We start from the raw sequence: 25,947 nt of genomic DNA, 5'->3' as shown, positions 1-25,947 counted from the left end.
GACCCACCTGCGGAGGCCGCCCATGACCGAAACCCTGCGACAGGCCGCCATGACCGTGCGTGAAAACGCCCATGCGCCCTATTCGAACTTCAAGGTCGGCGCGGCCCTGCGCACCTCTGCGGGAACGGTATTTTCCGGCTGCAACGTCGAGAATGTCGCCTATCCCGAAGGCACCTGCGCCGAGGCCGGTGCGCTTGCCGCGATGTGCGCCGCCGGAGAGCGTGACGTGACCGAAGTCTATGTCGTGGCCGGATCGCCCAGTCCCGTGCCGCCCTGTGGCGGGTGCCGGCAGAAACTGGCGGAATTCGCCAAGGGTGACGTCGTGGTCACGCTGGCCACGGTCGACGGGGCGGAGCGGCGGACCACCGTGGCGGACCTTCTGCCGGGTGCCTTCGATGCGGGCCATATGGCGTGAGTGCGGCGCGCAGCCTGCTGAGCGCCCTGCGACAGGGGCACAGGCCCGATGTTCGGGACCTGACCGCCTTTGCCGAAGGGCTGGCCGACGGGTCCGTTTCCGATGCACAGGCGGGTGCCTTTGCCATGGGCGTCTGCCATACGCCGCTGTTGCCCGATGGTCGCGCGGCCCTGACCCGCGCGATGCGTGACGGCGGCGAGGTTCTGCAATGGGATCTGCCGGGCCCGGTCATCGACAAGCATTCCACCGGCGGCGTGGGGGATTGTGTATCGCTGATCCTTGCGCCGGCCCTTGCGGCATGCGGGGCCTATGTGCCGATGATTTCAGGCCGTGGGCTGGGCCATACGGGGGGGACGCTGGACAAGCTTTCCGCGATTCCCGGTTTCCGGACGGAAATGCAGACCGACGAGGTTCAGGCGATCGTGGCGCGCGTCGGCTGCGCCATCGTGGGTGCGACGGCTGACATCGCCCCGGCGGACCGTCGCCTCTACGCCGTGCGCGATGTCACCGGAACGGTCGAAAGCCTCGACCTGATCGTGGCGTCCATCCTGTCCAAGAAACTGGCCGAGGGGTTGGAGGCGCTGGTGCTGGACGTCAAGACAGGCTCCGGCGCGTTCATGTCCGACCCGGTCGCGGCGCGCGCGCTGGCGCAGGCCTTGGTCGAGACGGGGCAGGCGAACGGGGTCATGACCTCCGCGATCGTCACCGACATGTCGCAGCCCGCCGCGACCAGTGCGGGCAACGCGTTGGAGGTCATCGCCGCGATGGAGGCGCTGACCGATCCCGGGACGCGTCGTTCGGCCCGGCTCGTCGCCCTGACCCGTGCCCTGGGCGGCGAAGCCCTGGCCCTCGGCGGTCTTGCCGCCGATGCACAGGACGGCGCGGCGCGGATCGATGCGGCGTTGACGTCAGGTGCCGCGGCCGAAATCTTCGGACGCATGGTCGCCGCGCAGAACGGGCCGACCGATTTTCTCGAACGGTGGCGTGACCGTCTGCCCGCAGCACCCGTCGTGGCAGAACTGCGCGCCGACAGGCCCGGTGTGATCGGTCGCATCGACGCCCGCGCCCTCGGAGAAATCGTCGTCACCTTGGGCGGGGGCCGGCAGCGCGAGGATGACATCATCGATCCGACCGTCGGCATCAGCCATATCGCACAGCTCGGCGCCGTCGTCACCGAGGGGCAGCCCCTGGCCCGCATCCACGCCAGCGACAGCGAGATTGCAGAAGAGGCGGCAACACGCGTCGCCCTCGCCATCGAAATGGAACAGGGGGCCGTGACGCCGCCACCCCTCGTTCAGGAGGTGATCAGATGAGCCGTGCATTCCTTGTCGTTCTGGATTCCGTCGGTGCCGGTGGGGCGCCTGACGCGGCGCAGTTTGGCGATGAGGGGGCGAATACGGTTGGACATATCGCACAAAATGTCGCGGAATTGCGGGGCGGCCGGTCGCTGAGCTTGCCCAATCTCGATAATCTGGGGCTTGGCGCCGCTGTGCGTCTGGCATCGGGTGACGCGACGCCGGGCCTGACCGCAACGCCGCATGGCGCATGGGGTGCCGCCACCGAAGTCAGCAATGGCAAGGACACGCCGTCCGGTCACTGGGAGTTGGCGGGCCTGCCGGTGCCTTTCGATTGGACGTATTTTCCCGACACGCAGCCCTGTTTCCCATCCGACCTTGTCGCAAGGATCACGGCGCTTGCCGGGACGGACGGCATTCTGGGCAACCGACACGCTTCGGGCACCAATATCATCGAAGAGGAAGCCGAAGCGCATCTGCGTACGGGCTGGCCGATTTGCTACACGTCGGTCGACAGCGTTCTGCAGATCGCTGCACATGAGGAACATTTCGGCCTCGACCGCCTGCTGGACCTGTGTGCCGCCTTGGCGCCGGATCTGCACGAGCGGCGCGTCGGGCGCGTGATCGCACGTCCCTTCATCGGCGAGGGGCCGTGGCAACGGACGGCGAACCGCAAGGACTTTGCGATCCGCCCGCCGTCACCGACGCTGTGCGATGCGGTCCAATCAGCGGGACGCCGCGTGCATGCCATCGGCAAGATCGGCGACATCTTTTCGATGCAGGGCATCGACAGTACGGCCAAGGGCCCGGACGACGTTTTGATGACCCATCTGGCCGATGCCGTGCGCGACATGCCTGACGGGTCGCTGACCTTTGCGAACTTTGTCGAATTCGACAGCCTTTACGGCCATAGGCGCGATGTCGTCGGCTATGCGGAGCATCTGGAATGGTTCGACGCCTGCCTGCCAGATATCCTGTCGGCAATGCGGCCGGACGACCTGATGATCTTTACCGCCGATCACGGCAATGACCCGACGTGGCGGGGAAGCGATCATACGCGGGAACGCGTGCCCGTCCTATGTGCCGGGGCAAGCGGAGAGATCGGGCATGTGGCCTTTGCCGATGTGGCAGCGACGATCTGTGCGCATCTCGGTGTGCCGAGTGTCGGACCGGGGAGGCGCTTTCTATGACCAAACTGCCCAAGATCGAATTGCATCTTCACCTCGAAGGGGCCGCTCCGCCCGCTTTCATCCGCACGCTGGCCGACGAAAAGGGGATCACCCTCGATGGGGTGTTCGGACCGGACGGATCGTATGAATACAATGACTTCGAGGACTTTCTTAAAGTCTATGAGGCGGCGACCACGGTCCTGCAAACGCCCGAGGATTTTGGCCGGTTGACCCAGGCGGTGCTGGAGCAGTCGGCGGCGCATGGTGTCATCTATACCGAGGCCTTCCTGAGCCCCGATTTCTGCGGCGGCCGCGATCTGGGCGCCTGGCGGGAGTATTTGGCCGCCATCCGGGAAGGTGCCGCGCGCGTGCCTGAGGTCGAATTTCGCGGGATCGTCACCTGTATTCGCCATTTCGGCCCCGACAAGGCCCGGGAAACGGCCGCCTGCGCGGTCGATACTGCGGGCGATCTGATCACCGGCTTCGGCATGGGGGGCAACGAGGGGCTTTATACACAAGGTGATTTCGCCTGGTCCTTCGCAGCCGCGCGCGAGGCGGGGCTTGGCCTCACGACCCACGCGGGCGAGTTCGGCGGACCGCAGTCGGTCCGGGATGCCCTTGATGATCTGCACGTCAGCCGCATCGGCCACGGGGTGCGGGCGCAGGAAGATCCGGCCCTTATCCGTCGCCTCGCAGAAGAAGGCATCGTGCTGGAGGTTTGCCCCGGCTCGAACGTCGTTCTTGGCGTTTACGCGAACATCGACGCGCATCCCATTGATAAATTGAAATCTGCGGGCGTACCGGTGACCGTGTCGACCGATGATCCGCCGTTCTTCGGCACCGATATGACGGCAGAATACGACGCGTTGACGAAAGCCTTCGGATGGGGTGACGCCGAGTTCCGCTCCGTCTATCGGACCGCAGCAGAAGCCGCATTTTGTGACGCGACCACCCGCGCGCGTCTGTTGTCTTATCTGGAGTAGCCCCATGGACCACCTCACCCACGTCACGCATCCACTGGTGCAGCACAAGCTGACGATCATGCGCGAGGTCGAAACCTCGACCGCCGTCTTCCGGCAGTTGCTCCGCGAGATCAGCCAGCTGCTCGCCTACGAGATCACACGCGAACTTCCGATCGAAACGAAGCGGATCCAGACGCCGGTGGCCGAGATGGACGCCCCGACGTTGGCGGGGCGCAAACTGGCGCTCGTGTCGATCCTGCGCGCGGGCAATGGCCTGCTGGACGGTATCCTGGAGCTGGTGCCATCGGCGCGGGTCGGGTTCGTCGGCCTCTACCGGGATGAAGAAACGCTGGCGCCCGTCCAGTATTACTTCAAGGTCCCCGAGCATCTGGATGAACGCCTCGTGATTGCCGTCGATCCGATGCTGGCGACCGGCAATTCATCCGTCGCGGCCATCGACCTTCTGAAGGAACAGGGCGCCAAGGACATCCGGTTCCTCTGTCTGCTGGCGGCGCCCGAAGGGATCGCCCGCATGAAGGAGGCGCATCCGGATGTGCCGATCGTCACCGCCGCCGTGGATGAACGGCTGAACGAAAAGGGCTATATCGTGCCGGGACTGGGCGATGCGGGCGACCGGATGTTCGGCACGAAATAACGGCATTTTCGAGGCGCTGCATACTTTACTTGGTAGAGGCGCCTCGTGCACACTGCGCCAAAAGCCGAGACGGCAAAAAGACATTCGGAGGGCGGTATGGGCATGTTCAGGACCTTGGGGCTAGGGGTGATCGCGGCGACCGCCGTGATGGCCTTTCACCCCGCACAGGCACAGCGGCTGGGCGGTACGTCGGGCCCTGCCGAGATCCCTCCGAGCAGCTTTACCGGCGCGCAATATGTCGACAGTGAGGGATGCGTGTTCATCCGGGCCGGGGTCGATGGGGCGACCCGCTGGGTGCCGCGCGTGAACCGGGACCGCTCTGTCGTGTGTGGCGCCGCACCATCGCGCACAGCCGCTGCGCCTGCGCCTGCGGTCGCGCCCGTGACGACACCGGCGCCGACCGAAACGGCCGCCGCGGCCCCGACCCCGGCGCCCGTTCAGACCGCCGAACCCGTCATTCGTCGACAGCCGGCAACCGCCGCGCCCCGCACGATCGTGGAAGCGGCGCCCCGCCGTGCCGCGCCGCCACCGGTGGTCAGCGCTCCGGCCCGCCGGGTTGCCGCCGCGCCCGCGCCACGCCGCGCCGCCGCGCCGCGCCCGATGCGTCAGGTGGTGCGTGCCCCGGCGCCACAGCCCCAGCCCCAGGTAACCCTGCCGCCGGGATGCGGGGCCTCGGCCCTGTCCGCGCGTTACCTTCCGGGATGCAGCCCGACATCGACGGCGGCGCAGCCCTCGCGCGTCGTGACGTTGACCGCACCTTCCGTCGTGACCACGCCGTCGCAGCCGGTTCGTGGCCTCGGCCGCAATCAGCGTGCCGGGGAACAGGTCGTCGTCACGACCACGGCCCCCGCGAACGCCCGCCGCATCAGCCCGACAGCACCATCGGCCAACCGGGCCACGACGGTGACACGGCGCCCGGTGGCCACAGGCGCATGTCAGGGTGCATCCGATGTATCCGCGCGCTATCTGGGCGGGGCAAGCCGGTGTGGTGGTGACGCAGGTTGGTCGCCGCAGCGTCAGTCATCGGTCGACAGCAACGCGTTGACGACCAATGCATCGACCCGGTCGGCGGGCGTCGTGGTCGTTCCGGCGGCGCGCACCACGTTCGACGTGACCCACCCCCCGGCGGGATATCGCGCCGCTTGGACGGACGGACGCCTGAACCCGCAGCGGGGCCCCCGGACGGCACAGGGCGATTACCAGAGCCAGGCGATCTGGACGTCGACCACGCCACGGCAGTTGCGTCCGGTGATCCTGACCACTCGCTAGGGCGCGGAGGGGCGGCGATCTGCACGCCCACCCCGTTCTGATCAAACGATCCCGCTTCGCTGACCCGGAGCGGGATTTTTCGTGCGACGTGTCGGTCGTGGTCGGCGGGGCAGGCGCTGCGCCATGTTCGCTATTTCAGCAGGGCGGCGACCTGTGAAATCAGGGCCCGGGCGTGCCGTAGGCGGGCGGACAGGGCGCGGCCGCGCTGTGTCGCCAGCCACAGTTCGTGCCAGCGCCGGCGGGGAAGCTGGGCGATCCGCAAGCCACCCTTTCCCGTGAAGGCCTCGACCCCGCTGCGCGGCAGAAGGGTGTATCCGATGCCTTGCGCGACCGGCGCGGGGATCTGGCCGATCTGGTTGACGGTGCCGCGCAGGTGCAATCGATCCGCGCCGGGATAATCGTCGGGAAAGTTCAGTTTCAGCAGGTCGTCCGCATAGGCATAGCCATCGGGGTGCGCGATGAAGCCGCGCGCATCCAGATCCGCGAAGCCGACCGGCCCTGCATCTTCGTTGGCGGGCAACACCAGGCACAGTTCCTCGCGCCCAAGGTGCGTCGCCTCAAGCCGCGCGTGATCCGGATCGGTTCCCAGAACGCCAAGGTCGAAACGCCCGTCGAGCAGCCCTGCGAGAATCTCTGCCTGCGGCGCGGCAGTCAGATGGAGGCTGAGCGCGGGGGCATCCTGCATCCATGGTGTCAGGATGGGGTAGAGAAGCATTGCGAAGCTGCCTGAACAGGCGATGCGCACCGATCCGGTGTCGCGGTCATCCGCCGCGATACCCTCGCGCAGGCGACGTTCCTGCACCCGCCTGGACCGCCCGAGGTCGAACAGCGTCTCGCCCGCTGGCGTCAGGGTGAAGGCCTTGCCCTGTCGGGTGATCAAGGGCTGACCGACCTGGCGTTCCAGCTTGCGCAGATGCTGACTCACCCCCGGCTGTGTCATGTTCAGCCGCTCTGCCGTGCGGGTGAAGTGGCCGGTTTCGCAAAGCGTGGTGAAGGTTTCCAACCAAGTGGCGTTCAGCATGGATGATAACGATATGTTCGGAAAATCATGCAGTATGATAATTTCACATTTCGGGGTGCCGCGTCTATATCCCTTCCAACGCAACACAGCAGGAGTTATCGGCATGACACCGACCCCACGCACCTTTTCCCACATCGGCCTGTCCGTCCCGGACCTTGAGGCGGCGGTGAAATTCTATTCGGAAGTACTCGGCTTCTATGTCGTGATGCAGCCATCCGAAGCGGTCGAAGACGACAGCGCAATCGGCGTCATGTGCACGGATGTGTTCGGACCGGGGTGGGGATCGCTTCGCATCGCGCACCTGTCCACGGCTGACGGGATCGGCATCGAGATATTCGAGTTCCCGGACAACTACGCCCCCGAAGAGAAGCTGGAGCACAAGCGCCACGGAACCTTCCATTTCGCCATTCAGGACCCTGATGTCGAAGGCCTGTTGCAGAAGATCGTGGACGCCGGTGGACGGCAACGCATGCCGATCCGGGAATATTTCCCCGGCTCCAAACCCTATCGCATGGTCTATGTCGAAGATCCGTTCGGCATCGTGTTCGAGCTGTACAGCCACAGCTACGAGTTGACGTATTCCGCAGGGGCCTACGCGTAGGACCGAGGACTGTTGCCGATGCAACGGTAGAATATGCGCATAGGCCGGCCCGTTACGCTGGCCTATGCGCGATACCTGCGTAACGATGCCGGCGGCGATGGCGTCAGGTTCGGAATGCCCCGCACCGCAGGCCTTTCACGCCGCGACTGTTGTCTTCAGATCGCCGCCCAGTCGGTGAACCGGACCGGTTGCGGTCGCGGATCGCGTCGGACGGGACCCGGGGTCGGGACGGACGGGCGGGGCAGCTTTCCTTGCATTCTCATATCCTTGAGCCCGGCTGGGGCCATGGGATGTATCCAAAACAGAAACCAAGAACGCAGTAGGGCGTGAATGCGGCGGAATTGCGACCTCGCCCAGGGAGGAGGAGGGGGCGAGGTCGCGAAGTTCCCCGAAGGGGCGTGACCAGGGAGGAGGAGAGGTCTGCCGCTTCGATGGTTTAGAGGTAAGCTGCGACGCAGCGCAGTTCAATGCTGCAACCGCGAAAAAACCCTGTTCGCGTCGTGAAACCTTGGAAAGCAACTGTTCTGCAACGGTTTTTCGGGAATAATGTTCGCATTCTGCCCGTCAAACATGCAAGCAGATGCGTATCTGATCATTCTCGGCCGGGTTGCAGCATCCGCCTTGCTGCCCGCCATGCGAGTGCCGCGAGGAACAGAGCCGTCAGAACGACCACGATGGTGGCGGCAGGCGCGGAATTCAGCGCGATCGACAGATACAGCCCGCAAATGGCCGAACCGCTGGCGATTCCCGTGCTCAGGAGCAGCATCGGTCCGAATCGATGAACCAGCAGAAAGGCAATCGCACCGGGCGTCACCAGCAGGGCAATGACGAGGATGATGCCAACGGCCCCCAGGGCCGAAACCACGGCCGCCGAGATCATCGCCAGCAGGCCGTTGTGCAGCCATTTCACCCGCAGGCCCGCGGCCCGCGCCTGTGTCGGGTCGAAGGCATGCAGCAGGAAGTCGCGCCACCGGGCCGCCATCACGATCATTATCACGGCAGCGATGATGCCCGCGGTCCAAAGCTCGAACGGGGAAACCCCGAGCAGGTTGCCGAACAGGATATGGTCGAGGTGCACCTCGGGGGCGATCCATGTGATCGCCACGATGCCAGTCGCGAACATGCCCGAGAAGACGACCCCCATCAGGGTGTCGCGCTTGACGCGGCTGTGCGTGTCCAGCCATCCGGTCAGCAGGGCGGACCCCATCCCGGCGACGAAGGCACCAAGGATGAGCGGCAGGCCCAGAAGGTAGGCGCCGACCACGCCGGGCAGAACCGCGTGACTGATCGCATCGCCGATCAGGCTCCACCCCTTGAGCACGAGGAAGGCGGACAACAGGCCACAGGGTGCGGCGACCAGCAGCGCGGCCAGCATCGCGTCGCGCAGAAACGGAAGCTGAAACGGCAGAAGCAGCGTTTCCATCATGTCCGCACCCTGCGCCGGATGGCCAGCATTCCGTGGGTCGGCGCGAAAACGAAGGCTGCGGCAAACAGCAGTGTCTGCAGGACCACGATGACGCCGCCCGTGGCCCCGTCAAGAAAATAGCTGACATACGCGCCGATCGCGCAGGACGCCGTGCCGACGGCCACGGCAATTGCCAGAAGATGGCCGAAGCGGTCGGTCAACAGATACGCCGTGGCCCCCGGCGTCACGACCATCGCGACCACGAGGAACGCGCCCACCGTCTGCATCGCCGCCACGGCGCAGGCAGACAGCAGGGTAAAGAGGATCGCCTTCCACATGCGCGGGTTCAGACCGATGGCACGGGCATGGGTTTCATCGAAGAACACGACCAGAAGGTCGCGCCATTTGAGGGTCAGCACCGTCAACGTGATGGCCGAGATTATGACGACCTGAATGGTATCCTGCGGCGTGATGGCGAGGATGTTGCCCAGAACGATCGTCTGCAGGTCGACCGACGCCGGTGACAGCGAAACCATGAAAAGCCCAAGGCCGAAGAACCCGGTGAAGATCACACCGATGACCGTATCCGTCTTCAGGCCTGTCCGTTCCGTCAGCAGCAGCATCGCCGCCGCAGCCAGCCCGCCGGACAGGAACGCGCCAAGGGCGAAGGGCAGGCCAAGCATGTAGGCCCCCGCCACCCCCGGCACGACGGAGTGGGACAGGGCGTCTCCGATCAGGCTCCACCCCTTGAGCATCAGGAAGGCGGACAGGAACGCACATGTGCCACCGACCAGCGCGGACACCCAGATCGCGTTGACCATGTAGCCATAGGCAAAGGGTTCGAGCAGGGTCGTCATCTGACTGCACCGGGGGCCAGCCCCCGGACCCCCGAGGTATTTGCGACCAGAGGAACAGGGGCACGGCGGCCTTGCCCGAAGACGTCAGTCATGATCGTCCCCGTAGATCACGAAGGGCCGTTCATCATCGGTCAGGACGGTGACACGGCGCTTGTCGGCTTCGTCATCGTGCAGATCCTCGCCGCCAAGGTCATAGCGGCGCAGAACGCCCCCGAAGGCCCGTTTTAGGTTGGCGGGGGTGAACACGTCGGTCGTCAGACCGTAGTCCAGCACCGTTCCCTTGATGAAGATGGCGCGATCGCAGAATTGCGGCACGGATCCGAGGTTGTGTGTCGATACCAGCATCACGCGCCCCTCGTCGCGCATTTCCCGCAACAGGGCGATGATGGCATCCTCGGTCTTGACGTCCACGCCGGTGAAGGGTTCGTCCAGCAGGATGACGCGGGCATCCTGTGCCAGGGCGCGTGCCAGAAAGACGCGTTTCTTCTGTCCGCCGGACAGGGCGCCGATCTGGCGGTCGGCAAAGGCGCTCATGTCGACGCGGGACAGCGCATCGGCGACGGCGGCCCGATCTGACGGGGCGGGCCGCCGAAAGAACCCCATATGCCCGTATCGTCCCATCATCACGACATCCCGGACCAGAACGGGGAAGGTCCAGTCGACCTCTTCGGCCTGCGGCACATAGGCCACGAGGTTCAGGCGCAGGGCGTCATCGATAGAATGGCCCAACAGGGCAATCCGTTCGGCGCGCACGGGCAGAAAGCCCATCAGCGCCTTGAACAAGGTCGATTTGCCCGCGCCGTTCACCCCGACCAGACCGGCGATGGTGCCTGTCGGCAATGTGAAGGAGGCGTCGCGGAGGGCCGTAACCCCGCCGGCGTAAGTGACCGACAGACCTTCGGCCGCGATGCCTTCCTGCACAATGGTGTCCTTCATTCCGATAGACCTGCAAGGATCGTTTCGGAGGTCACGCGCAACAGGTCGAGGTAGGTCGGGACCGGACCGTCGGGGCCTGACAGGCTGTCGACATACAGGATGCCGGCATAGGTGGCCCCGGTTTCGCGGGCGACCTGCCGGGCCGGGTCCGCCGATACGGTCGATTCCGAGAACAGGACCGGTATGTCGTTTGCGCGCATGGTGTCGATGACCGCCCTGACCTGTTGCGGCGTGCCCTGTGCATCCGCGTTGATCGGCCAGAGGAACAATTCACGCAAGTCGTAGTCGCGCGCAAGATAGCTGAACGCCCCTTCGGAGGTGACGAGCCAGCGGCGTTCCTCGGGCAGGGCGCGGATGGCGTCGCGCAGGGGGGACAGCGTCGCCTCGATCTCGGACTTGTAGCGCGCGGCATTGGCTTCGTAGGTGGCGGCATTGTCCGGATCATGTTCGGACAGGGCGGCGGTGATATTGTCGACGTAGATCAGCGCCGAATCCAGAGCCATCCACGCATGGGGGTTCGGCTTGCCGTCGTATTCGCCCCCCGTGATCGAGATCGGCTCGATTCCCTCGGTCAGGGTGGCCTGCGGAACGTCGCCCATGTTGCGGAAGAACTGCTCGAACCAGAGTTCGAGGTTCAGACCGTTCCATAGGACGAGGTCGGCATCGCGGGCGCCGATGATGTCGCCGGGTGTGGGCTGATAGCCATGAATCTCGGCCCCCGGCTTGGTGATCGACACGACCTCGGCCGCGTCGCCTGCGACGTTGCGGGTCATGTCCGCAATCACCGTGAATGTCGTCGCGACCTTGAAGTCGTCCGCCAAGGCGGCGGTTCCTGCAACCGACAGCGCCGTCGCCGCCGCCGCGCAAAAAGTCATTAAACGTCCTGTCATGTGGGCCTCTCGGGTCGAATCCTGGATGTTTATGCGAACTATTCTCAAATAGGATCCGTCCCGACGTCTGTCAACTCAGTTGCGAATGAATCGCAAGAAATATTTCCAAGGCCCGGATACGAAACAACCCCCGACCGGCGGGGGTTGTTTGCGTGGTTCTCATTCGGCGGCCCGCAGGGGTGGGTGGCCGATTGTTGTGTCATCGTCCCAGTCATCGTCCGATGGTTGATCCGCAGCGGCACGCACGACCGCGACGGGTGCGGGGGCCATGTCCGGGTCAAGGGGGGCCGCTTTCGTTCGGGGCAGATCCTCCTCCGGCTCCGACCACAGAAGTGTCGGTGCCTTGATCCGCTTGGCGGCCCGGCGCAGGGCCCAGTCCTGTCCCGCACGGCTGGCACGGCCGAAGCCCATGCGACCCACAAGGCGCGAAAGCGCGATGGCATAGGTCACGAACCAGACGCGCAGGGCAAGCATCGCAGGCGTGAACAGCAATGTCAGGACTGTCGCGATGCCAAGGCCCCAGACCACCGCCGTCGCCAGCTGAATCCACCACAGCGACGTCGGTGACCCGATCGAGTACCCGCCGCCGATGAAATCGAAGGACAGGCCGAACATCATCGGGGCCAGACCCGCCATCGTCGTCAGCGTCGTCAGCAGGACGGGGCGGATGCGATCCTCGGCGGTGCGGGTGATCGCCTCGATCCGGGGCATGTAGCGGCTGTATTCCTGATAGGTGTCGATCAGGACGATGTTGTTGTTCACCACGATCCCCGCGAGGGCCACGATCCCCGTGCCGGTCATGATGATCGAGAAGGCCTGATCCATGACCAGCATCCCGACGAGCACACCCGCCGTCGACAGGACGACGGCCAGAAGCACGAGCAGGGAGTTGTAGATCGAATTGAACTGCGCCAGCAGGATGATGAACATTAGGCCAAGGGCCCCGGCGAACGCCTGCATCAGGAAGGCGCCGGATTCTGCCTGATCTTCCTGATCGCCGGTCCATTCCCACGCGACAGACGCCGGCAACAGGTCACCGCTTTCCAGCTGTTCGGTCAGCAGGGCAATCCGCTCGTTCGCGGTGACCGGCACGACGGTCAGGTCCGTGCCCTCGGCCTCGGCTTCGGAGACGATGCCGACTGTCGTCCCATCCTTGTCGACCAGTTTCACCAGCCCTGGAGCGACGTCGGCCTTGACGTCGAAATAGCGTTCGCCGTCGATCCGGTCGATCTGCGCCAGCTGCGGCACGGCCTTGCGGGTGATGAAGTTGGCCAGCGGCACGAGGCCGTCCGCGGTGCGCACCTTGAGGGTGTCGAGCGTCGAGAGGACGCGGTCCTCGTCGGGCAGGCGGACGCGGATCTCGATCTCGTCATCCGAGGTGTCGACCCGCATCGTGTCCAGCAGGATGCCGCGCGTGACCAACTGCACCATCGCGCCGACGGTGGCGACATCGGCGCCGAAACGACCGGCCTTTTCGACGTCCACGTCGATTTCCCAGTCGATGCCGGGCAGGGGCAGGGTGTCTTCCAGATCGACAAGGCCGGGGGTGGATGCAAAGACCCCCTCCATCCCGCGGGTCGCGGCCTGAAGCTCCTCCCAGTTGCTGCCTTTCAGGCGCAGGTGGATGGGCTTGCCCTGTGCGGGGCCGCGATCATTCGCGCTCAGATCGACCTTGATGCCGGGCAGGGTGCGCAACCGGGTCAGCAGGTCTTCGGCGATCCGGTCGCCATCGAAGGCCGGGTCCACGACCTGCGTATTCAAGGTCATCCCGGCAATGGTGAACCACGGCTCGGACACGGTGGGCCGATCCTCCCAGGGGACCATCTCGATCTGGATCTGTCCGATGGTGTCGGAGGGGCCGCCCGCCGCACCCGGACCGCCCGAGTTCAGGCCCCCGTCGCCCGCGAAGGCGAAGGCGGATTGGATGCCGGGGGTTTCCAGAACCATCTGCTCGGCCTGTGCCAGCAGGCTGTCTTTTTCGTCCAGCGACAGGTTGCCCCGCGCCCGGACGTAGACGTTGGCCTGTTCCAGCTCGCTCTCGACGAAGAATTCGACGCCGTTGTTGTTCGACCCGAAGTAGGTGAACACCGACACGACGGCAAAACCGACGACCCCGATCGCGACGAGGGGGCCAAGAGGGTTGCCGACGATGACATGGACGAACCAGCCGAACGGGCTGCGCCGGTAGCCGGAGCGGACGCGCTGTTCCTTGCGGTGCCACGTGACGGAGCCGAGGCAGGCAGACAGAAGCATCGCGCTGATCACGAAACCGATCGCGCCGGGGATCATGGCGACGAAGCTGCCCTGTTCCGTCTCCGGCAACAGAAGCTGTGGGTTCAACGTCTGAAGGATGGAGACGACCATCATCCACGCCGCGCCCACGGCCAGGACGGCCCGGACAACCCATGGCAGCTTGGCGCGCAACCAGCCGGAGGTCCTTTCGATCGCGCGCGAGACGCGACCGGACACGCCGCCCAGAACCGGCAGGTAGACCAGCGCCACGATCAGCGACGCCGACAGAACGAAGATCAGCGTAACGGGCAGCATCCCCATGAATTCACCCGGAACGCCCGGCCAGAACAGCATCGGAAGAAAGGCACAGAGCGTCGTCGCAGTGGAGGAGACGACGGGCCAGAACATGCGCTTGGCCGCTTCGGTAAAGGCGGTCATCGGGCCGGAGCCTTCGGAGATGCGCTTGTCGGCGTATTCCACGACCACGATGGCCCCGTCGACCAGCATCCCCACCGCGAGGATCAGGCCGAACATCACGATGTTCGAGATCGTCAGGCCCAGCACGCCCATCAGCGCGAAGGACAACAGGAACGACGTCGGGATCGCGAAGCCCACTAGCAAAGCGGAGCGCGTGCCGAGCGCCGCCAGTACCACGATCATCACCAGTGCGATGGCCGTCAGGACGGAGCCCTCCAACTGGCTGACCATCGACTTGACCTGACGCGACTGGTCCAGCGTCACCTCGACGCGGACGGCCTGCTGCAACTCGTCGGGCCAGGAGGCGACCTGCGCCTCGACCACGTCGCGCACCTCGGCGGCGGTGTCGATGATGTTGAAGCCCTTGCGCTTGACCACCTGCAAGGCGACCGTCGTTTCGCCGTTGTAGCGGGCGGTGCCCTCGCGGTCCTCGAAGGTCAGGTTGATCTGGGCCAGATCGCCCAGCGTGATGACGCGGTCGCCATCCGTCTTGACCGGCAGGTTGTAGACATCCTGCGTATCGTCGAAGGAGCCGGGGATCTTGACCGGGAACGCGCCCGATGCCGTCTCGACGGAACCGGTGGCAACCAGAAGGTTGTTGTTGGTGACCACGTTGATCAGTTCACCGGCGGTGACGTTGTAAGCCTCCAACGCAAGCGGATCGATCAGGACCTCCAGCATTTCGTCCCGGTGCCCGGCCAGACCGGCTTCGAGGATGGCGGGCATCCCCTCCAACGTGTCCTGCATCTCGTTCGCCAGCCGCAGAAGGGTGCGTTCCGGGGCCTGACCGGACAAAGACACGATCAGGATCGGGAATTCCGAGAAGTTAATTTCGTCGATGGCATATTGATCCGCGCCCGAGGGGAAATCCGCTTCGGCGTTGTTCATCTTGTCGCGCACGTCGGCGATGGTCGCGGCCTTGTCCCAGCCGAACTCGAACTCGAGGAAGATGCCGGCGAAACCCTCGGCGGCCGTCGCGCTCATGGACTTGAGGCCATCGACCTCCTTGAGCTGCGTTTCCATCGGCTTGACCAACAGCTTTTCAGCGTCGGAGGCGGAGATGCCGGGGAAGGGCACGTTGACGAAGATGCCGGGAATGTCGATGTCCGGCTCCCCTTCCTTCGGCAGGGAGACATAGGCGATCGTACCCGCCATGACCGACAGGACGACAAAGGCGAGGACCATTCGGGCACGGCCGGCGGCCCAGTCGATGATGCCTGTCATTGCGTGGCCTCCTGGTTGCTGTCATCCGCGTCATCGGACCGATAGCTGACCCGCACGGGGACACCGTCGGTCACGTATTCCTGACCGACGACGATGACATCCACGCTGTCCGGCAAACCGGTCAGAAGGACGCCTTCCGTCGTATCCCGGACCAATGTGACAGGCGCGAAACCGGCAATGCCGTTCTCGACGATCCTGAGGCCAAGCTCACCCTGGTCGTTGAGCGTCAGGGCCGATGCCGGGATCAGATGCGCCCGCGTGGCCGGCGTCTGGATGAGGATCTCGGCGGTTTGTCCATCACGGATGCTGAGGTCTTCGTTCGGCACGGTCACCTCGACGCGGAAGGTGCGCGTCAGATCGTCGGCGGAGCGCGACAGGAAGGTGACCTTGCCCGTGACATCACCGCCAGAGGCGAGGCGCGCACCCGCGTTCGATCCGACGGTGACGCGGTCGACCTGCGCCTCTGGCAGGAAACCGACCAGTTTCATCGGGTCCAGCTGCACGATCGTCGCGCAGCGCGCCGAATCAGGCGCGCCGGACTGCAACAGTGTCCCCAGTTCGGCCGTGTCGGTTTCGAGCAGGCCGGCGAAGGGGGCCTCGACCGACAGCTTGTCGATATCCAGACGCGCGCGTTCCACCGTGGCTTCGGCGGCTTCGATGCCCGCCATGGCGCTTTCGATCCCGGCCTGCACTGTCTCCAGACCCGTCTGGGCGGCGGTGACGGCGGCTTCGGCGGAGCGCAGCGCCGCGTCGGCATTTGCCACGCGCGTGTCCGAGGCAAAGCCGCCTTCGGACAGGCGCATGGCGGCGTTCTGGTTGATTCGCGCCTCCTGCAGGCGGGCTTCGGCCTCGGCAACGGTGGCCTGTGCCTGCGGGACGCGGGCCTCGGCCTCGGGGATGCGGGCGCGCGCTTCGGCCAGCCGGGCCTCGGCCTCCGCCAAGGTGGCACCACGCGAACCGGGATCGATTTCGCACAGCAGCTGCCCGGCCTCGACGAAGGTGCCCTTGCGGATGGGCTCGGACACGACGACACCGGAGGTTTCCGCCTGAACCACCACCTCGCGGGCCGCTTCGGATTGGCCACGCACCATCACGGCGTCGGGAACATCCTGCGCAATGGACCGCAAGGCCACGACATGCACCGCTTCCTGTGCTTCCTCCGCCCCGGTCGTGGCGATTGCCACGGGCACTTCGGCTGGCGCGGGCTCGGCCACGGGTGTCTCTTCCACGGGGTCGCTTCCGAAGCCTCGCGCGAATTGCAAGAGAGCCTCTCGTTGCAGCACGACAAGGAAAAGCGCCACGCACACCAACGCAGCTGTCAGAAGGGAAAAGAAACGCATGGCAATCCTCTGGCAGAACAAGGCCGCGATTCTGCGACCTCGTAACTCTATACGCTGAACCGTTCGGTTTAGATTTAAAAAATGAGTACGCGTCACTGGATCAACTGACAAGGCGAGAGTCCAGTGCGCAAATATCAGGGGAACCTGCGCATTTGCAGGCTGGGGCATCAAGGCGGGCTTTGCGTCTTGGCGCCCGGCGGGATCGGCGCTAGACAGCCGCCACTGCCAACGGAGGGGTCAGATGTCCAACCCGGAAAGTTTCATCGACGAAGTGTCCGAGGAGGTTCGCCGCGATCGCGTGACGGCTGCCTTGCGTCGCTGGGGCTGGATCCCCGTCGTCGCTGTCGTCGCCTTCGTTGCCGTTGCCGCCTATCTGGAATGGCAGAAGGCGCAGAATGCGGCCCGTGCCCAGGCCTTCGGCAATGCCGTCATCGCGGCCCTCGACGCCGAGGATCTGCCTGCCCGACGGACCGCGATCGCGGCGATCGAACCGGTCGGACAGGAACAGGCCGCCATTCAGGCCCTGCTGAACGCCACGACGCTGGCGAACGGCGAAGACGGTGATGCAGCGGCGGCGCGCGATGTCTGGCTTGCCCTTGCGGACATGCCCGAGCTTTTGCCGACATACCGTGATCTGGCGCTCTTGAAGGTGATCCTGTCGGGCGGCACCGGTGATGCGGCACGCGATGGTCAGATCCTCGAAGCCTTGGCGACACCCGGCGCGCCGTATCGCGCCCTTGCCGTCGAGCAGCAGGCGCTGGCCGCCGTGCGCGCCGACGACACCGCCACCGCCATCACGCTGTTGCGCGTGCTCAGCCAGGAGGCCGGAGTGACGGAGACCTTGCGTCGCCGCGCGGTGCAGTTGATTGTGGCCCTTGGGGGAACGCCGGAACCCGTCTGACGACAGGATCCGCGTACGCTTGAAGGGCAGGGAGCAGGAAAATCTCATGAATGCAAAGATCTGCATCCTGATGGGCGTGACCGCTCTGATACTCGGGGCTTGCGAGAAGCGCGAAGAAATCCTTGCAGGCGAGCGGATTGCAGTACGCGCGGACGCGGATGGCGCGATCCTCGCATCTGCGGCAACCGATGTGGCCGAAGGATCTGTGCCGCTGACCCTGCCGGCGGCGCAACGTCTGGCCGCCTGGCCGATGCGTGTCGGCACCGCCAGCAACGATCCGGCCCATGCGACGCTGGCGGCCGCGCCCGCCCGCATCTGGACAGCCAATATCGGCAGCGGTGATACCCGGCGTCAGCGGATCACCGCGGACCCGGTGTCCGACGGTACGCAACTCTATACGCTGGATGCGCAATCGACTGTGACGGCGGTTTCCCTGTCCGGTCAGGTCGTCTGGTCGCGCAGCCTCGTGCCACCTGCCGAAAAGGCAAACGAGGCGTCGGGCGGCGGTCTGGCCGTGGTCGGCGGCGCACTCTATGTGACCACCGGCTTCGGAGAGCTTCACGTCCTCGACCCCGCCAGTGGGGCCGAACGCTGGGTGCAGCGTCTGGATGCGCCGATCACCACACCCAAGGTCGAAGGCGGTCTGGTCTACCTTGTCAGCCGTGACAACCGCGCCTGGGCGATCGAGGCCGATACCGGCCGTATTCGGTGGGACATTCCGGCGGCGCAGGCACAGGCGGCAACCGCCACCGCGCCATCGCCAGCCATTTCCGGGCGTCTCGCCATATTTCCCTATGCCAGCGGCGAGATCGTCGCCACGCTGAAGGCTTCGGGCATTCGCGTTTGGGGCAGCTCGGTTTCCGGGCGTCGCCGCGGGGTCGCTTCGGGCTTTGTCGGCGATATCACGGGTGATCCCGTGGTGGCCGACGGTATCGTCTATGCCGGAACCTCGTCCGGGCGTCTTGTCGCGTTGGAGCAATCGTCCGGCACGCGTGTCTGGACGGCCGACGAAGGCGCGGTCAGCCCGCTGGTCGTGTCGGGCGGATCGTTGTTCGCCGTATCCGATCGGGCGCAGCTGTTGCGGATCGATGCGGCGACGGGTGATCCGATCTGGCGCACCGACCTGCCGTATTACCGCAATCAGCGGCTGTCCCGGCGGCAGGGGATCTATGCCCATTTCGGCCCGGTCCTTGCGGGCGGAAAGCTGTGGGTCGCGTCCTCGGACGGGGCACTGCGCGGGTTCGACCCGGTCGATGGGACGCAGATCACGCAGATCGACATCCCCGGCGGGGCGGCGTCGCGGCCGATCGTTTTCGGTGACGCGCTCTATGTCGTCGGGCGTGGCGGCGACCTGCACGCCTACCGCTGATCGGCGATCACGCGAACACGGTCTTTCCCTGACGGTCAAGGTGCGTTAGGTGCCGCGCCTGATCTTACGCGGGACGGCCCCTCATGTTCACCCTCGCCATCGTCGGACGGCCCAACGTCGGCAAGTCCACCTTGTTCAACCGCCTCGTCGGCAAACGCCTTGCCTTGGTCGATGACCAACCCGGCGTGACCCGTGACCTGCGCGAGGGCGCCGCGCGTCTTGGCGACCTGAAGTTCACGGTCATCGACACCGCCGGACTGGAGGAGGCGACAGACGACAGCCTTCAGGGACGGATGCGCCGCCTGACCGAACGGGCCGTCGACATGGCGGATGCGGCCCTGTTCGTGATCGACGCCCGCGTCGGCGTCGCCCCGGCGGACGAGGTGTTCGCCGACATCCTGCGCCGCAAGGGCGGCACCGTCCTGCTTGCTGCGAACAAGGCGGAGGGCCGTCTGGGCGAGGCCGGCATGTTCGAGGCCTTCGGCCTCGGCCTTGGCGATGTCATCGGTCTGTCGGCGGAGCACGGGGAAGGCATGGCCGACCTTGCCGCCGCCCTGCGCCCCCTGGTGGAGGCAAAGGCCGCCGCAACCCCCGTGGACGAGGAGGAGGCGGAAGCCGAGATCGAGATCGACGAGGATGACGAGGACGAGGAAGCCAATTGGGCCCCGACCGAGAAACGTCCCCTCAAGATCGCTGTCGTGGGGCGCCCCAATGCCGGCAAGTCGACCTTGATCAACCAGATCATCGGTCAGGACCGACTGCTGACGGGTCCGGAAGCGGGAATCACCCGTGATTCCATCGCGCTCGGGTTCGACTGGGATGGCGTGCCGACCCGTCTGTTCGACACGGCGGGCATGCGCAAACGCGCCAAGATTACCGAAAAGCTGGAAAAGCTGTCGGTCAGCGACGGCCTGCGCGCGGTCAAGTTCGCCGAGGTCGTGGTGGTTCTTCTCGATACCGAAATCCCGTTCGAGCAGCAGGATCTGCGCATCGCCGACCTTGCCGCCCGCGAAGGCCGGGCCGTGGTCGTCGCCGTCAACAAGTGGGATATCGAGGAAAACCGACAGGAAAAGCTCAAGGAGCTGAAGGAAGCCTTCGAGCGCCTGTTGCCGCAGCTGCGCGGCGCCCCCCTCGTGACCGTGTCCGCCAAGACGGGCCGGGGCATGGACCGTCTGCAACAGGCCATCGTCAAGGCGCACGAGGTCTGGAACCGCCGTATCCCGACCGCGGCGTTGAACCGTTGGCTGACGGGCATGCTGGAACAGCATCCGCCACCCGCCCCGCAGGGCCGCCGGATCAAGATGCGCTACATGACGCAGGTCAAGACACGTCCGCCGGGGTTTGTCGTCATGTGTTCGCACCCCGACGCGATCCCCGACGCCTACAGTCGCTATCTGGTGAACGGCCTGCGCGAGGATTTCGACATGCCCGGCACGCCGATCCGCCTGCACATGCGGGGGCAGGGCGATGCGAACCCATACAAGGGCAAGAAGCGGGTGCAGGCCTCGCGGCTGCGCAAGCACGTCGAAGGACGCCGGAAAGACTAGAGGTTTAGGAAAAGGTCGCAGCGGTGCCGTCTTTGCGTCGCCGGGCGACCTTTGCCGAATGGTCTGTCGAGGTCAGCAACAACAGGAGATTGCAATGACCCTCGACAAGCAGACCCTCATCCTCGCCCAGTTCATCCACGACGAATCCGGGGCGGTGACCGTCGACTGGGTGGTCCTGACCGCGGCCCTTGTCGGGCTGGGCCTTGCCGTGATGGGCGTCATCTCGGGCGGTATCGAAAGCCTCTCCAATGACATCAACGATGTGCTGCTCGTCGATCATACCGAAGTGGCCTTCTGACCCCGTGGCCCCGGTCCGAAAACGAAGGACGCCGCCCCGATCGCTCGGGGCGGCGTTCTGCATTGTCACGAATGATGTGCCGATCAGGCGTTTGCTTCGCGGATCTTGTCTGCGGCGTCCTTGTCGAAGGACACGCCCTTGTCTTCCAGCATGGTGTCCAGCTCACCGGACAGGGTCATCTCGGTGATGATGTCGCAACCGCCGACGAACTCGCCCTTCACGTACAGTTGCGGGATTGTCGGCCAATCCGAGTAATCCTTGATGCCCTGGCGGATCGCATCGTCGGCAAGGACGTTCACGTCGGAATACTCGACACCCATGTAGTTCAGGACGCCGGCAACCTTGCTGGAAAATCCGCATTGCGGCATCGTCTTGGTGCCCTTCATGAACAGGACGACGTCCTTGTTCTTCACCATTTCGTCGATCTGCGCGGTAGCGTCTGTCATGATCTCAACTCCTGTTTTCTCTGTCGCGGCGCGGCACGAAGACGCGCGCATATTCCTGTGGATCCTTCGGCACGCGACTGGTCAGCTGATTGCCGCCCCCCACGCCCGAAGAGTAGTCCGACGTAATCTCGGTATAGCCCGTGCCCGGCGCAATGCCGCGCGGCCGCCCGCCATCTTCCTGTTGCGCTTCCTTGCGCAGGATCCAGATCGCCCGCGCCAACAGGACGCCGACGATCAGGGCCGCAAGTGTGGCGGCCAGGCCGCTCATTCCGGCACGCGGGTCGTAAGCGCAAGGGCGTGCAACTCTCCGTTCTTGCCGGCCATCTTGTCGCCAAGGGCCGCAAAGACCGCCCTCTGCTGCGTCACGCGCGATTGGCCGCGAAAGCTCTCGTCCACGACCTCGGCGGCATAGTGGTTTCCGTCCCCGGCCAGATCGGTGATCGTGATCTTCGCCTGCGGAAAGCGGGCCCTGATCAGATCCTCGATGTCTTGCGCCTGCATCGCCATGGCTGACCTCCTGATAGTGTCATTGATCTAGCTAGGTGGGGCGCGGCGCGAGGGCAAGATGCCGACTGGCCGCAGCGCCCCCCGTGATCCTTTACCGTCGATTGACCTTGCCGCCGTTGCCCTACGCCGGCCCCGGATGCCTCGGGGGTGAGCGGCGCCCCGGAAACGCCCCCGGCGGGGCGTTTCAGCCGCGACTGGTCCGAGAGCCGAGGCGCAGGGGCAGAGCCCCCTGCGGCCCGCTGTTACCCGAACGCGGCCGCGAAGGTGCCGCGATACAGGCTGGACAGCTCGTCCAGCGGGGCAGACGTCGTGCCCAGCTTGACGACATCGCCGCCGAACTGGCCCACCATCGTCAGGGTGATGTCCGCTTGTCCGGCGGCCACCATCAGGGCCTCTGCCGCATCGAAGGTACAGGCGAGCAGATACCGGCCCTGATCCTCTCCGAACAAGGCTTCGGTCGTCTCGACGTCCAGTGTCACGGCAAGGCCATGGGCCTCGGCCAGCGTGAAAGCGGCGAGGGCAAGGCCACCGTCCGACAGGTCGGTGCAGGCCGTGATCCATGCCGCATTGTCGAGGATGAACTCACCATGGGCGCGTTCCGCCGCCAGATCGACGGGCGGGGCATCGCCTTCGTTGCGGCCCAGATGTTCGGCCAATAGGGCCGATTGTCCGAGGTGCGTGCCATCGCCGCCCAGCAACAGGGCGATCATGCCCGGCTGTACCACGCCGCTGATCCGGGTCTCGGCCTTTTCGATCAGGCCGACGGCCCCGATCGTCGGTGTCGGCAGGATGCCCGCACCATCCGTTTCATTATACAGGCTGACGTTGCCCGACACGATCGGCATGTCCAGCGCCAGACAGGCCTGACCGATCCCGTCGAGGGCCTGCACGAACTGGCCCATGATCTCGGGCTTTTCCGGGTTGCCGAAGTTCAGGTTGTCGGTCGTCGCAAGCGGGCGCGCACCCTTGGCGATCAGGTTGCGATAGGCCTCGGCCACGGCCTGCTTGCCGCCTTCGACCGGGTTCGCCTTGACGTAGCGGGGCGTCACGTCGGACGTGAAGGCCAAGGCCTTGTCGGTTCCGTGCACACGGATCACGCCGCCGTCGAGGCCGGGCAGGACCATCGTGTCGCCCATGACCTGCGTGTCGTATTGTTCGATCACCCAATCGCGCGCGCAGTAGTTCACGCTGCCGATCAGGGATTGCAGGCCGGCCATCGGGTCGACCTCGGGCAGGTCGCCCAGCGGCGCAGGCGAGGGCGTCGGCACCCAGGGACGGTCGTATTCCGGCGCGCTGCTGGCCAGGGTGGACAGGGGCAGGTCGGCTTTCACCTCGCCGTCCAGAACGATCAGAAAGCGATCCTCGGCGATGGTCTCGCCCACGATGGCAAAGTCCAGATCCCACTTCTCGAACACCGCGCGGGCCACGTCTTCCTTGGCGGTGTCCAGCACCATGAGCATCCGCTCCTGGCTTTCGGACAGCATCATCTCGTAGGCAGTCATCGCGGTTTCGCGCACCGGCACACGGTCAAGGTCAAGGCGGATGCCAAGGCCACCCTTGTCGCCCATTTCCACGGCGGAACAGGTCAGGCCCGCCGCCCCCATGTCCTGAATGGACACCACCGCGCCGGTCGCCATCAGTTCCAGCGTCGCCTCCATCAGGCGCTTTTCGGTGAAGGGATCACCGACCTGCACGGTGGGGCGCTTTTCCTCGATGGTGTCGTCGAATTCCGCGCTGGCCATCGTGGCCCCGCCGACGCCGTCGCGGCCCGTTTTGGCCCCGAGGTAGACGACCGGGCGGCCCACGCCGCTGGCCGCCGAATAGAAGATCTTGTCGGCATCCGCGATCCCCGCCGCGAAGGCGTTCACGAGGCAGTTGCCGTTGTAGCTGGCGTCGAAGCGCACTTCGCCCCCCACTGTCGGCACGCCGAAGCAGTTGCCATAGCCGCCTACGCCTTCGACCACTCCGTGCACCAGCTGTCGCGTCTTGGCGTGCGTCGGCAGGCCGAAGGACAGGGCGTTCATCGCGGCCACGGGGCGCGCACCCATCGTGAACACGTCGCGCAGGATGCCACCGACGCCGGTCGCGGCGCCCTGATAGGGCTCGATGTAGGACGGGTGGTTGTGGCTCTCCATCTTGAAGACCACGGCCTGACCGTCGCCGATGTCGACCACGCCCGCATTTTCACCCGGTCCGCAGATGACCTGCGGTCCCTTCGTGGGCAGGCCACGCAGCCATTTCTTCGACGACTTGTAGGAACAATGCTCGTTCCACATGGCCGAAAAGATGCCCAGTTCGGTGAACGTCGGCTCCCGCCCCATGATCTCCAGGATGCGAGCGTACTCGTCTTCGGACAGGCCATGGGCCGCGATCAGGTCTGGGGTGATGGCGGGATCGGACATAGGGAGCCTCGGGATCGGTTGCGCGCCCCCTCATAGGCCCCAAGCCGGGGGGGGTCCAGTGGCCGACGCGTCAGCGCGGCCGCAAGGGCAATTTCATCCGATCGGCCAGCGTCGCCGCATCTTCGACAAGGCGCAGCGACCCGTCAGTGGCCCGCATGAGGCCCGCCACCATCAGGGCCGAGGTGTCGACACGCAGTTCGTCGTCGAGTTGCACGATGCAGAACACGCCGCCATCGTCCTGTGGGCGGAACGCCACGAGGTGCCCCAACTTGACCTCGTCCGAGGTCAGGACCGGGGCGCCGACGGCACCGGGGGCATCGGACAGAAGCAAGGGCCGCGCGCCATCCATGGCCTGCGCCGAAAGGGGCAGCATCGACATCACGATGGCAGCAATGGTGGAACGCATGGGTCATCCTCCGGCCCGGTGATGCAGGATGCGGGGGCGTGGCCCGCTCTGTCAACTGTTGCCGTCGCCTGCGGTCAAAGCCGGGCGATAACCGGCGAAAGCCCGCCGTAGCCGGTGAACCGGCGTTCGAACGCAAGGCCCAGTGCATCCGCCGCCGCCCGCGCGCGTCGGGTCAGGTCCGCATCGTCCGTCTGCGCAAGGTAGACCAGCGTTCGGTAATTCCCGAAATAGGTGTCCCGCAGGTCCGGGTGTCTGTCGAGGCCGAGGGGGCGGGTGACGAAGGCATCGAACTGTCGGGCAAGAAAATCCGTCAGGTAGAAGGCGTCGATCTCGTCCCGACCTGCGAAGACATCCAGCCCTTCGAAGAAGGCGTAGCAATGCGGGCCTTTGATCATTTCGACACCATGCCTGTCGCAGACCGCCCGCAATGCGCCCCCCGTGCCGCAATCGGCATAGGCCACGAAGGCCCGATCATAGGCCGCGGCCTGTTGCGTCAGCGCGGCATCGACGGCGGGGGCGATGCGGTCGGGGTGATTGTGCAGGATCGCAGGCAGGCAATGCAGGTCGACATGACCGAGGCCGTTCGCCTCGACCACGGCCAGAATCTCTCGCGCCAGTGCCCCGCAGGCGATGACCAGAACGCGCCCCGGTTGCGGCGCGGTCGCCACGGGCAAGCCATCCCGCGTCAGGCGCGCCTCCCAGGTATCGGGCTCGGCCTCGGACCTGCGGCGGCCGCGCCTCATGCCAGTCGCACGGCGGTGCCATAGGCCACGACTTCGGACGCAGCCTGCGTGATCGTCGAGGTTTCGAGACGCATGCCTACGACGGCATCCGCGCCCATCAAACGGGCCTCGGACAGCATGCGGTCGATGGCCTGCTCGCGCGCGCCGGTCAAAAGGGCGGCGTATTCCTTGACCTCTCCACCCACGAGATTGCGCAGCGAGGCCACGATATCCGACCCGATATGCTTGGCGCGGACGGTGGATCCCTTGACCAGCCCGAGGGTCTGCACGATGTCCCGCCCGGCCACGCCGTCGGTCGTTGTCACGATCATGTCGGTCACTGGCTACTCCATCCGGTCATAATGGTCGTCTTCGCGGTTGCGCAGGCGGTCCGAGATCACCCGCCACCCGATCAGCGCCGCAAGGACCGCCGGGATCAGGGCAAGCCAGCCGAGGGGCACCGTGATCGAGGTCGCCACGATCGCGGCCAGCCAGACGGTCGCCCCCGCCGCGGCAAGGACGATCACGAGGATCAGCACGAATCGATCAATTGGCATGGTATCCTCCGGGTGTTCCACGCCCTTAAGATGGGGGCACTGGC

The 25,947-nt window shown here is 65.5% G+C and carries 26 protein-coding genes; 11 read left to right on the top strand and 15 right to left on the bottom strand.

Annotated elements, in window-relative coordinates; translation table 11 throughout:
* Positions 1–22 precede the first annotated feature (22 nt).
* The 6 genes from V6N07_RS04540 (at position 23) to V6N07_RS04515 (ending at position 5,765) form a co-directional block, all read left to right on the top strand.
* Entirely contained in the window at positions 23–415 is a 393-nt protein-coding gene (locus V6N07_RS04540; RefSeq protein ID WP_371154379.1) for a cytidine deaminase, read from the top strand.
* Entirely contained in the window at positions 412–1,728 is a 1,317-nt protein-coding gene (locus V6N07_RS04535) for a thymidine phosphorylase (RefSeq protein ID WP_371154377.1), read from the top strand. Before V6N07_RS04540 ends, V6N07_RS04535 begins: the two co-directional genes overlap by 4 nt.
* Entirely contained in the window at positions 1,725–2,900 is a 1,176-nt protein-coding gene (locus V6N07_RS04530; protein WP_371154376.1) for a phosphopentomutase, read from the top strand. Before V6N07_RS04535 ends, V6N07_RS04530 begins: the two co-directional genes overlap by 4 nt.
* Entirely contained in the window at positions 2,897–3,862 is a 966-nt protein-coding gene (locus V6N07_RS04525) for an adenosine deaminase (protein WP_371154374.1), read from the top strand. The genes V6N07_RS04530 and V6N07_RS04525 overlap by 4 nt, the downstream gene beginning before the upstream one ends.
* A gap of 4 nt (positions 3,863–3,866) precedes the next feature.
* Positions 3,867–4,496, top strand: a complete 630-nt coding sequence (gene upp / locus V6N07_RS04520; protein WP_371154373.1) for a uracil phosphoribosyltransferase — start codon at positions 3,867–3,869, stop codon at positions 4,494–4,496.
* A gap of 102 nt (positions 4,497–4,598) precedes the next feature.
* On the top strand, positions 4,599–5,765 hold the full coding sequence (locus V6N07_RS04515; protein ID WP_371154372.1) for a hypothetical protein: 1,167 nt from the start codon (positions 4,599–4,601) through the stop codon (positions 5,763–5,765).
* Positions 5,766–5,895: 130 nt separating this feature from the next.
* Here V6N07_RS04515 and V6N07_RS04510 read toward each other — a convergent pair whose 3' ends face one another.
* Positions 5,896–6,786, bottom strand: a complete 891-nt coding sequence (locus V6N07_RS04510) for a LysR family transcriptional regulator (RefSeq protein WP_371154371.1) — start codon at positions 6,784–6,786, stop codon at positions 5,896–5,898.
* A 103-nt stretch (positions 6,787–6,889) separates the two neighbouring features.
* Here V6N07_RS04510 and V6N07_RS04505 point away from each other — a divergent pair, with 103 nt between their 5' ends.
* The gene (locus tag V6N07_RS04505; RefSeq protein ID WP_371154370.1) at positions 6,890–7,387 is read left to right on the top strand and encodes a lactoylglutathione lyase family protein; all 498 of its coding nucleotides are present in this window, start codon (positions 6,890–6,892) and stop codon (positions 7,385–7,387) included.
* A 592-nt stretch (positions 7,388–7,979) separates the two neighbouring features.
* Here V6N07_RS04505 and V6N07_RS04500 read toward each other — a convergent pair.
* From V6N07_RS04500 to V6N07_RS04475, 6 genes are all read right to left on the bottom strand, one after another.
* Complete coding sequence (locus V6N07_RS04500) at positions 7,980–8,813, bottom strand: metal ABC transporter permease (protein ID WP_371154368.1); 834 nt, start codon at positions 8,811–8,813, stop codon at positions 7,980–7,982.
* The gene (locus V6N07_RS04495; protein ID WP_371154367.1) at positions 8,810–9,649 is read right to left on the bottom strand and encodes a metal ABC transporter permease; all 840 of its coding nucleotides are present in this window, start codon (positions 9,647–9,649) and stop codon (positions 8,810–8,812) included. The genes V6N07_RS04500 and V6N07_RS04495 overlap by 4 nt, the downstream gene beginning before the upstream one ends.
* Before the next feature lie 84 nt (positions 9,650–9,733).
* Positions 9,734–10,585 carry a manganese/iron ABC transporter ATP-binding protein gene (locus V6N07_RS04490; RefSeq protein WP_371154365.1) on the bottom strand — a complete coding sequence of 284 codons (852 nt, stop codon included), beginning with the start codon at positions 10,583–10,585 and terminating at the stop codon, positions 9,734–9,736.
* A complete protein-coding gene (locus V6N07_RS04485; protein WP_371154363.1) occupies positions 10,582–11,475 on the bottom strand; it encodes a metal ABC transporter substrate-binding protein in 894 nt (297 codons plus the stop codon). Before V6N07_RS04485 ends, V6N07_RS04490 begins: the two co-directional genes overlap by 4 nt.
* A gap of 159 nt (positions 11,476–11,634) precedes the next feature.
* Positions 11,635–15,408, bottom strand: coding sequence for an efflux RND transporter permease subunit (locus V6N07_RS04480; RefSeq protein WP_371154362.1), 3,774 nt, complete (start codon positions 15,406–15,408; stop codon positions 11,635–11,637).
* Positions 15,405–16,748 carry an efflux RND transporter periplasmic adaptor subunit gene (locus V6N07_RS04475; RefSeq protein ID WP_371154360.1) on the bottom strand — a complete coding sequence of 448 codons (1,344 nt, stop codon included), beginning with the start codon at positions 16,746–16,748 and terminating at the stop codon, positions 15,405–15,407. Before V6N07_RS04475 ends, V6N07_RS04480 begins: the two co-directional genes overlap by 4 nt.
* A gap of 241 nt (positions 16,749–16,989) precedes the next feature.
* Between V6N07_RS04475 and V6N07_RS04470 the strand changes: the two genes are divergently transcribed.
* The 4 genes from V6N07_RS04470 to V6N07_RS04455 all read left to right on the top strand — a co-directional run bounded on the left by V6N07_RS04470 (position 16,990) and on the right by V6N07_RS04455 (position 20,863).
* Positions 16,990–17,649, top strand: coding sequence for a hypothetical protein (locus V6N07_RS04470; RefSeq protein ID WP_371154358.1), 660 nt, complete (start codon positions 16,990–16,992; stop codon positions 17,647–17,649).
* Between the two features lie 46 nt (positions 17,650–17,695).
* The gene (locus V6N07_RS04465) at positions 17,696–19,018 is read left to right on the top strand and encodes a PQQ-binding-like beta-propeller repeat protein (RefSeq protein WP_371154356.1); all 1,323 of its coding nucleotides are present in this window, start codon (positions 17,696–17,698) and stop codon (positions 19,016–19,018) included.
* 83 nt (positions 19,019–19,101) lie between these two features.
* Positions 19,102–20,565, top strand: a complete 1,464-nt coding sequence (gene der / locus V6N07_RS04460) for a ribosome biogenesis GTPase Der (RefSeq protein WP_371154355.1) — start codon at positions 19,102–19,104, stop codon at positions 20,563–20,565.
* A gap of 94 nt (positions 20,566–20,659) precedes the next feature.
* Positions 20,660–20,863 carry a pilus assembly protein gene (locus V6N07_RS04455; RefSeq protein ID WP_371154354.1) on the top strand — a complete coding sequence of 68 codons (204 nt, stop codon included), beginning with the start codon at positions 20,660–20,662 and terminating at the stop codon, positions 20,861–20,863.
* Between the two features lie 83 nt (positions 20,864–20,946).
* Here the strand turns inward: V6N07_RS04455 and grxD are convergent, their stop codons facing one another.
* From grxD to V6N07_RS04415, 8 genes are all read right to left on the bottom strand, one after another.
* Entirely contained in the window at positions 20,947–21,309 is a 363-nt protein-coding gene (gene grxD / locus V6N07_RS04450; protein ID WP_371154353.1) for a Grx4 family monothiol glutaredoxin, read from the bottom strand.
* Between the two features lie 4 nt (positions 21,310–21,313).
* Positions 21,314–21,577 (bottom strand): hypothetical protein, encoded by a 264-nt coding sequence (locus V6N07_RS04445; protein ID WP_371154352.1) that lies wholly within the window; start codon positions 21,575–21,577, stop codon positions 21,314–21,316.
* Positions 21,574–21,816, bottom strand: a complete 243-nt coding sequence (locus tag V6N07_RS04440) for a BolA family protein (RefSeq protein ID WP_371154351.1) — start codon at positions 21,814–21,816, stop codon at positions 21,574–21,576. The genes V6N07_RS04445 and V6N07_RS04440 overlap by 4 nt, the downstream gene beginning before the upstream one ends.
* Before the next feature lie 242 nt (positions 21,817–22,058).
* The gene (gene purL, locus V6N07_RS04435) at positions 22,059–24,218 is read right to left on the bottom strand and encodes a phosphoribosylformylglycinamidine synthase subunit PurL (RefSeq protein WP_371154349.1); all 2,160 of its coding nucleotides are present in this window, start codon (positions 24,216–24,218) and stop codon (positions 22,059–22,061) included.
* A 70-nt stretch (positions 24,219–24,288) separates the two neighbouring features.
* Positions 24,289–24,624: a hypothetical protein gene (locus tag V6N07_RS04430; protein ID WP_371154347.1), complete on the bottom strand. Its 336-nt coding sequence runs from the start codon at positions 24,622–24,624 to the stop codon at positions 24,289–24,291.
* 74 nt (positions 24,625–24,698) lie between these two features.
* Positions 24,699–25,367: a DUF1638 domain-containing protein gene (locus tag V6N07_RS04425; protein WP_371154346.1), complete on the bottom strand. Its 669-nt coding sequence runs from the start codon at positions 25,365–25,367 to the stop codon at positions 24,699–24,701.
* Entirely contained in the window at positions 25,364–25,678 is a 315-nt protein-coding gene (locus V6N07_RS04420; RefSeq protein WP_371154345.1) for a YbjQ family protein, read from the bottom strand. The genes V6N07_RS04425 and V6N07_RS04420 overlap by 4 nt, the downstream gene beginning before the upstream one ends.
* A 12-nt stretch (positions 25,679–25,690) precedes the next feature.
* Entirely contained in the window at positions 25,691–25,903 is a 213-nt protein-coding gene (locus V6N07_RS04415) for a hypothetical protein (RefSeq protein ID WP_371154343.1), read from the bottom strand.
* Positions 25,904–25,947 lie beyond the last annotated feature (44 nt).

Source organism: Jannaschia sp. 2305UL9-9, assembly GCF_041403465.1.
Classification (GTDB): domain Bacteria; phylum Pseudomonadota; class Alphaproteobacteria; order Rhodobacterales; family Rhodobacteraceae; genus Jannaschia.
Note: the sequence above shows the minus strand (reverse complement) of the source record. Positions and strands in the feature narration are given on the sequence as shown.